This is a genomic window from Bacillus sp. FJAT-29814, assembly GCF_001510715.1.
Taxonomy (GTDB): Bacteria; Bacillota; Bacilli; order Bacillales; family Cytobacillaceae; genus Neobacillus.
Window position 1 is genome coordinate 5,144 of the sequence record NZ_LMTJ01000021.1, and the last position, 8,734, is coordinate 13,877.

Annotated in this window: 7 protein-coding genes; 5 read left to right on the forward strand and 2 right to left on the reverse strand. The window is 34.2% G+C overall.

Annotated features, from left to right (window positions below):
- Nucleotides 1–704 precede the first annotated feature (704 nt).
- From AR334_RS28560 to AR334_RS28575, 4 genes are all read left to right on the forward strand, one after another.
- Nucleotides 705–1,229 carry a sigma-70 family RNA polymerase sigma factor gene (locus AR334_RS28560; protein ID WP_066322445.1) on the forward strand — a complete coding sequence of 175 codons (525 nt, stop codon included), beginning with the start codon at nucleotides 705–707 and terminating at the stop codon, nucleotides 1,227–1,229.
- Nucleotides 1,219–1,863, forward strand: coding sequence for a hypothetical protein (locus AR334_RS28565; RefSeq protein ID WP_066322450.1), 645 nt, complete (start codon nucleotides 1,219–1,221; stop codon nucleotides 1,861–1,863). Before AR334_RS28560 ends, AR334_RS28565 begins: the two co-directional genes overlap by 11 nt.
- A gap of 258 nt (nucleotides 1,864–2,121) precedes the next feature.
- Nucleotides 2,122–2,844 (forward strand): cytochrome c biogenesis CcdA family protein, encoded by a 723-nt coding sequence (locus AR334_RS28570; RefSeq protein ID WP_066322453.1) that lies wholly within the window; start codon nucleotides 2,122–2,124, stop codon nucleotides 2,842–2,844.
- Nucleotides 2,845–3,491: 647 nt separating this feature from the next.
- Nucleotides 3,492–5,126, forward strand: a complete 1,635-nt coding sequence (locus AR334_RS28575; RefSeq protein ID WP_066322456.1) for a P-loop domain-containing protein — start codon at nucleotides 3,492–3,494, stop codon at nucleotides 5,124–5,126.
- Nucleotides 5,127–5,918: 792 nt separating this feature from the next.
- Here AR334_RS28575 and AR334_RS28580 read toward each other — a convergent pair.
- Entirely contained in the window at nucleotides 5,919–6,362 is a 444-nt protein-coding gene (locus AR334_RS28580; RefSeq protein WP_066322459.1) for a hypothetical protein, read from the reverse strand.
- Nucleotides 6,363–6,593: 231 nt separating this feature from the next.
- Here AR334_RS28580 and AR334_RS28585 point away from each other — a divergent pair, with 231 nt between their 5' ends.
- Nucleotides 6,594–6,890, forward strand: coding sequence for a DUF6241 domain-containing protein (locus AR334_RS28585; protein WP_066322464.1), 297 nt, complete (start codon nucleotides 6,594–6,596; stop codon nucleotides 6,888–6,890).
- Nucleotides 6,891–7,300: 410 nt separating this feature from the next.
- Here the strand turns inward: AR334_RS28585 and AR334_RS28590 are convergent, their stop codons facing one another.
- Complete coding sequence (locus tag AR334_RS28590; RefSeq protein ID WP_066322472.1) at nucleotides 7,301–7,933, reverse strand: flavodoxin family protein; 633 nt, start codon at nucleotides 7,931–7,933, stop codon at nucleotides 7,301–7,303.
- Nucleotides 7,934–8,734: the final 801 nt, after the last annotated feature.

An 8,734-nucleotide genomic window follows, 5' to 3' on the forward strand; every position in this document is an offset into this window, starting at 1 on the left:
GTTAATAGCGCAAGCACGGTTCTGTGAGGGGGGAGGAGTACAATTTACCGTAAGGTAGAAAGGCTCCCTTCTACTCGACTAGTTCATGAAGGAAATAAGATTTAAGTTGTAGAATTATAGTGTATTTGGTAATGTGAGGTGATTAATTTGATTAAAAATATAATCTTAATAACGGATAAGACGAAAAGTTTTTCAATGCAGTACGATATAAGTTTATTGTTGGATTCTTTTTGAGTTTTCAAAGTGAATTATTCCAAGGCACTTCTGTACTCGATATCGAGTTTATTATTGAGGTTAGTAGACATATCTCGTATATGCTTCTACAACCCTGAGAGTATTAATTTTGAAAGTGGAATGTTTCACCAAATTTACCTTGATATTCACGTATACCTTTTGTCTGCCATTTGGTAGAGGGGATAAAAAGCAACCGCCCGCACAAAGTATGGGGCTTACCGATAAGGTGTTTGATATGAAAGACATTATTTACATGAAAGAATAGGCAGGATAATTCGCAAATGAATTTGTCCTGTTTTTTTATCTCTAAGCCAAACGATGACAAACCATTTTTTTGATATTATTTTCTTCCTTTTATCCTAAAATTAATTTAAAAGAATGAAAGTTTATTTGAAAAAATCAAATAATATAAAGCCAAATTAATGTGCTTTCCGTCTAATAAATGAATAGTGAGCTAGGAGGTGGAATATATGGATTATTTAGTGAGAAAAGCCCAAAAGGGAAATGATAAGGCATTTTTAACATTATTTCAGAAATACGAACAAGAAGTATATAAAATTGCTTTTATCCATGTAAATAACCAAAATGACGCACTGGATGTTGTTCAAGAAACTGCATATCGTTCCTTTAAATCAATCAAGGAACTTAAAGAACCAAAATACTTTAAAACGTGGTTGATAAAAATTGCAATTAACTGTTCCCTTGATATTCTTCGAAGGAGAAAAAATGTAGTTCAATTGAAGCCCAAATTTGAGGAATTAATTTCAGGAGATGTTAATGAAGACATCATTTCAGAAATGACAGTACAAAGATTAATTCAAGACCTAAACGAAGATGAAAAAGGTGTTATCATACTGAGATTTTATGATGATTTAACGATAAAAGAGGTGGCGGAAACACTGAACATTCCCCTTGGTTCCGTTAAAACAATTTTATACCGAGCTTTAAACAAGCTCCGTAAAAAAATGAAAGGAGATGATATAAATGAACAATAAGATTAAACAAGAAATAGACAAAATTGAAATTCCGATAGAATTACATGATAGAAGCAAAATGGGAGTTTCCAAGGCAAAATTAGAAATGGGAGGTTCAAAACGAAAATGGTATTATATTTTAGCACCTGTATTTGTGGCATTATTAGCTTTAGCAATTGTTTCACCAAATTTATTTTCGAATGAACCTCCAGAAAATCCAACTATTAGAACCATAGAATTTAGTAATGCTTTTGATGTATCCGATGCCCGAAAACTTGTCGGTTGGTCGAACAATGTATTTATCGGTAAAGTAATAGACCAGGTTGGAAATGTTTCAAGCGGTGGAGTTCCCGAAACGCAGTTTAAAGTGGAAGTGTCTGAAAATATCAAAGGAAATTTGAATGGAACAGTCATAGTTAATCAACAAGGTGGGTACGATGGGGATGAATTGATATTAGTTGAAAAAGACCAATTACTCCAAAAAGGAAAATCATTTTTATTTATAACAAGGAAAATGGAAGAAAAGGATTGGCATTCCTTGGTTCCAGTTTACGGCGACATAGAAATTACCAACGAAGATTTTAAAAGAGAGCAAGTCGAGAAATATAAAAAGGCTTATGAAGAAGAAATACCATTTGAATTAAAACATGAGTAAAAACCAAAAAGGCATGTTCATTCTATTGGTGAATGTACATGCTTTTTCTTTTGTTAATTCGATTGTTTTTTTACATTTTGTGATTCAAAAGAGAACGTCTTATGTTGACACGGCAGCCTTTTCTTATTGAACTAAAGGGGCAAGTTAGTTCAATAAGAAAATCCTCAATAATATAATAAAATAATTACTTTTATTGACATATTTTTAAAATCCCGACCAAATGAAGTTAGTTATAATATTTTTAAGGGAGGGATTTTTTTGCAGGACATTTCAATATGGCTAGCTTTTGCAGGGGGCTTTTTAGCATTTATTTCTCCTTGTTGTCTACCGCTATATCCATCATTTATTTCTTATATTACAGGTGTTACAGTAGGGGAATTAAAAAATCAACAAGTTCATACAGATATAAGGAAAACGGTCCTGTTACATTCAATTTATTTTTCAATAGGGTTCACATTGGTTTATTTTGCTTTGGGCTTCTCTGCGAGTTTTATTGGAAAATTTTTTTTAAACTATAATGAAGCTATTAGAATGCTTGGTGGGATTTTCCTTGTAACAATGGGATTGTTTATGTTAGAAATTTTCAAACCGAGTATTTTAATGAAAGAACATCGCTTCAATTATACAAAAAAGAAAATTGGATTTTTTAATTCGGTTATCGTGGGAATAGTTTTTGGAGCAGGGTGGTCTCCTTGTATTGGACCTATTTTTGGAGCAATTATGTATGCTAATCTAATGTATCCTACCAAAACTTTTTTTAATATTACTGCATATTCATTGGGGTTCTGTATTCCATTTATAATAATGGCTTTTTACATCAGCAAAACAAAACTAATATTAAAATATTCGGCAACATTAATGAAAATTGGTGGCTTTTTAATGATTATTATTGGATTAATGGTGTTTTTTGATAAAATGACATATATAAATATCTGGGGTTCCGAAATACAGTATTTTTTTGAGGGATTGTTTAGCAAATAAAACCTCCAAGTATACGTTATGAGATGAAAAAATTATCTTTCCTCAACCAAGGGGATAGGAGATTGTGAATAAATGTACTTAAGCTAACTGGGGCTTTTGTTAAGGATGATGATCGCTGCGGCGGTCATTTTTTCTTGTTGAACTATCGGGCAGGTTAGTTTAAGTGAATTTATTGACAAACTATAACTTCATTAATTATTAACTTCTATTGAGGACAATTAAATAGAGTATGTGCCAAAAGTTCCTCTTAGATCCAACTGATTAGTTTTTTTGCCAAAAAACAGGATTCGATGCACCTCTTTTCAAATGGTTAAATTAATGTTATGATTGTGCTGTAAAAATAAATTGTAACGAGGTGAGGATAATGAACACAAAAAAATATATGTCTTATCCTCATATTGCTTTTTAGTTATTTTTTTACGAATACATTAGGCTCTGAGGGTAGGATTCACTCTCAGGGCTTTTATAATTAGGCAGAAGGATCATTTAAGCTTTCTTGCCAATCTATTATGACAGCCACTTACGGAGTGGCTGTTATTTTTTTGTTTTTCGTTATTCATCGCTTTTCAAATATGAAAGGATGATGCTTTATTAAAAGACTAGCTCAATATTTTCGCTCATTACAATCCGGACAGTCATCTTATAGTATGATTTATGAACCTGACCCAACCTATTGGAATAATGATGTTGCCTATTACATTGAACGGACACATAAACTCACACTGGATAAACCATGTATCATCATAAAAATACCTTTTGACCGTCTCGGCTTAGATGAAAATATGGATCAAGTTGTTCTCTCAGATTTTGCATTAAGAGAATGGGTTGATCATATCGAGGCACTAAATGAATTGATTTATAATCGGTCACGTTCTGATAAAGAAAATGGTGCTTTTTATTGTTTTCGTCCAACCAATGTGGTGTTGCAACGTAATGCATCCTTTGTCGAAGTCATCTCGGAAAAATGGTATCTATGCTTAATGATTACAGTTCAACTTCCATTCAGGAATAATGATAAAGCTATGCGCATGCTCTGCAAAATGCTTCCAAAAGAAGTGGAGAAGTTTATTGCCAAGTTTGATCTCATCAAATTAAATGTTGCCTATGAATTAGGAAAAAAACAAAATATGATTCGCGAATGGCTGAAATCCAGTGATTATTGTGCGTTTATTGCGAATGGCAGCATTTTGCCAAGAAATAAAGACAACAGCGGGCCACTGGAGGGTGCCATGCCTTTTACATCCCCGGAAGATATTGAAGTTGAAATTTGTGGTTTGCGAGGAATGGGAATAAAAAATGGTGTGACGGTCATCACCGGCGGTGGCTATTCGGGTAAAAGCACTTTGCTGGATGCACTAAATTCGGGGATTTACAATCACAGCATGGGCGACGGACGAGAATTTGTGATTACAGATCAAAGTGCAATGGAAATATCTGCAGAGGAAGGCCGTTCCATAAAAAATATCAATATTACGCCTTTCATAAAATGGATACCCAATAGTTCGGCTGAACAGTTTTCGACTGACTACGCATCAGGTTCCACATCTCAAGCCGCAAATATTATGGAGGCAATCAACGTCGGGTGTAAGCTTCTTCTTATTGATGAAGACAGAAGTGCGACGAATTTTATGATTCAAGACATCAAAATGCGTTCATTAATCAAGCATGATCCCATTACACCTTTTACGGAACGTGTCAGGGAGCTTTATGAGGCCGTTGGCGTATCTTCCGTTCTTGTTATTGGAGGAAGCGGTGAATTTTTATCCGTTGCCGATCAAATCATCCTGATGGACAATTTTGTGCCAAAAAACGTAACCCAAGAAGCAATAAATTTATGTGAACACGACAAACCACGCGAACGTATCCCCCTTACAAAATGGGAGATAGAAAGAAAAATAACCAACGATCACTTTTCAAGCTATCCACAGGGCAGTGGTACAGAAAAGCTAATGGTTTCACCCATGGGATACATGATGATAGGTGATGAACAAATTGATATCAGAGGGCTTTATAATATCACATCAAACGCCCAACTTACAGCTATTGCCTTTTTAATTCGAAAAATAGCTATAGGTAATCAGGATCGTGTCATCTTTCTTCATGAAAAGATCAAAAAAACTCTCGAAGATATGGAGAGAGAAGGAGTGGATATTGTATTCTCTTCCTTTTTTCCAGGTTTCGAAAGATGGCTTGAATTACCTAGAATAAATGAAATATTATCTGTTATAAACCGAATGAAATATTTGAATTTTATTCAGCTTGAGCCCCCTGAACACCTTTAATTACGACATAAATATTGATTATCTTGATAATCAAATTGTTAAGTAAATAAGTGAAAAGAAGTAGTTACGTTGATCAAGTTGCAAAATTCAAAAAGGATACTGAAGTTGTTAAAGCACCACAAAGAGTTGAAACTTTAAATAAACAAGGGTAAATTACAAGAGAATAACAATAGGTGGTCGGAAACGTATTATATATTCAGCAATCGGGCGCTTTTCTTGAATAAGAAGGCGCCTTTTTGTATTCTACTGGATTCTGAAACTACCGTAAAAAGGGATTGGAGCTATATTAAGGTGAAGAAAAGATTGTGATGGATTACACTTAAACAAACGGGGGCAAGAGTTTAAGAGCAGGCTGCCATTTCGGTGGTCTTTTTCTTATTGTAACGGGCAGTTTAGTTCAATAAGCCTAAATAAACATTTTCTTTTTTGGGAACAAAAATCCCTTTCTTAAAAGCAGGAACCATAAGAAAAGGGTTTTTTTGTGCCTATAAAACTAACATGATAATAACTTCAATGCTGTCACATTTATTAATTGATTATTAACATCCTACAAAATACAAACGAATAACACCTCTCTTCATTTGGAGGGAATCCTTTTTAAAACAGTCTTATCTATCTTCCTCTTTATCATTTAAAAGCTATATAATATGCTCTGCGTAAGGTCTAATAAAATCTAAATCATCCATAAACACTTAGCGCAATTTAAGATACCGCGCTTTTCGCCTTTTTATAAAAAAAGACCGTTTCCTATAAGAAGTAACGGTCTTGAATCATTATTTAAACAGTTAATCGCTACTTTCTTCGATGATTATGATGGTGATGTTTACCTTCTGGTTCAAAAAGGTCGTTATGACGGAAAAGGTTAGTTGGCTCGAAAGGTCCACCATCCCTACCAGTAACAATCCAAGCTTCAATTCCCTCTTGATTGTTCTCACGGTTAACCGTCTGTACATCACCAGTTAGGGTAACTTTAAGCGTGTCGAATATATTAAAATGACCCGCACTTAGTAAAAGAAAGGTTGTACACTGATTTGGATTAAGAGAAATAATCTGGTTAGCTATTATTGTTTCAGTGCTTGTGGCGGGGAACTCGGAATGTCGACATCTATGCACGATAACTGTTACTGTTTTTCTTGAATTCGTTTCATTTTTTAATTGCACAACTAGATTATCGATAGGTTGTCCATTTAGCATTACGCTGGGGATGATAAATGGTCCTGTAGTTAAAGTAGTCATTTTACGCACCTCATTTTTTATTATTACAGATTTTATTCTGCATTAACATATTATGAAAAAAGGGTGGGAAAGGTTGGGACAAAAATCAATAATTTTAAAATGTGTCAATAACTAATAAAAAATAATGTATTCAGTCCAGAAGTTTTATCTTCGGTAAGATTCAGCGAAGGGTACTTTCGTATTTAAACACGCAGAATTTAAAAGAAAAACTATCAGAATAGGGTGTTTTTAATGACAGGAAAGAAACGGAAACGAATCAAAATTGGAGATGTCTATGTAATACCCCCAATGCCATTAACAGATGCCACCGTCAATAGATTGATTAATTTGATTAAACACAATCATTATATATTTGCTAAAGAATTTTTAGTCATTTTGTATTGTTATCAAAAGCATGATTATAGCCATGCTGTTCAAGACCATAATGATATGTGGAATTTACAAGGCGGAAATGAAGGTGAAGCTACATCATTAGCAACACCTCATGAAGAGCAAGCTAATATTGATAGAAATGTCATTGTAAAATAAGGAGTCAAATATTAAGGGGACCGATTTCTATTCTTGCACAAACAGCTGTTAAAGCATTTGCAGGGAAGCCTAAAGTATTAAAATATTATGATGATAACCATAAAAGTTCAGTCGATATTCTGTAAGAGAAGTTTGTGAAAGAATGTACTTACACTAACGGGTGCGTTTCTACAATAGGTGGAGACGCATTTTTCTTATAGAAGTAACGGGGCAGTTTAGTTTAAGTACGTTTGATGATAAATTTAGAATATATATGGAAAATTTTTAAAAGTAACTTTTATATTAACTTTATGAAACTAAAAATAGGGTTGGATTTTTTTAAAAAAATGAAGCAATCCAATTCTATGTGAATCGGATTGCTAGTTTAGCATGTTATTTGAGTTTTAAATTCAAATTTTTAAGCCACATTACTATTGACTTTCATTCACATTTCCTTCTGCCGGAATCGGATACTCTTTCAGCAACCGGGCAAAATGCAGTAAATTGTAAGCAGTTATTTTTGCGTGTTGCATCGTAAAATCGTTCTCTCTCCCGTTTGCCTCAATAAAGGATGGACCAGGGCCCGCTTCCCCCACCCAATAGGTATCTACATTGGGAGGAATCGTAAACCCAATATGCGACAATGCGTAAATTAGGTAGCTTGAGACGTTTTTCGCACCGTCTTCATTCCCGGTCACAACCACTCCGCCCACTTTGTTATAGTAAATGTACTGGCCTTTTTCGTTCGTAAGGCTGCTTCCTCCATACAATCTTTCTACAACCAAAGTGGCCAGGCTGCTCTGTTCGCCAAGCCAAATCGGCGAGCCAAGCAAAAGGATATCCGCCTGCTTCACTTTTTCAAAAATCTCTGGCCATTGATCCTTATCATTCACTGCCTCATGGGTAATTCCAAAGCCGATATTATAATCAGCCATCCTGAGCACTTCTGTCTCCGCTCTGTTTTCATCAAAAAATTTTACAATCTCGTTAATCAGCGCACGAGTATTGGATTGCTGCGTGCTGTCTTTCAAACTGCAATTTAAAACTAGCGCTTTAATGCTCATTGCTACATCTCCTTAGGTCATGGTAATAGTATTCCTTTACCCTGAGAATTTTTTATTAAACTAGAAATCCGGTTCGTTCGCGGTATAAAAGGCTGCTGCAACCGCATATGTAACGGCATGACAACAAACTATGAAAGTGCCAAGTTCACGTCCGCAATCGGTTACAAGTCATACATTTAATTAACTTCTAAATAGATTACTAATACGAAATAAAACATACAATCCTGCAAAAAGGTTACTTGAACAAATCCGCAATAGTCTTAAATAATATCTCTTCTTGAACAAAAGGGGCAGGTTACTTCAAGAAGGGATTCAAACAATAAAGACAGAATAATCAAGAGGAGAATTATTTTTGAAGTTTGAAGGGGAGACAATGGATAAATTTATTTACTTAATTCTTGCATTATTTTTACCTGAGAGAAATTCAGCACTATATTAAAATAGACAATTTTATTGCTAGTGTGGAAAAAAGACGTCTACTTTAACGGGCAAGAGTTAAAAATCCAGCTGCCAATACAGGTGGCTTTTTTATTAAACTAAAGGGGCAGGGTACTTGAAGAATAATGTTTAAGATTGGAGAAATAAATTTCTAATAAAATGAAAAAAGGTTGAATTAGGGATATCTGTTGTGATTTTTATGATGATAGAAATGAGCTAATTGTAGTCACATAATGTAAAAAATGAGGTTCCTCTCAAAAATAATAATTAAAAAAGCATTCAGAACTGATCCTTGAATGCTTTTCTCAACTTTTATTTAAAGTGAATTTCCTGTATGCGTCCAATCTGTCCATTTGTAAGTCT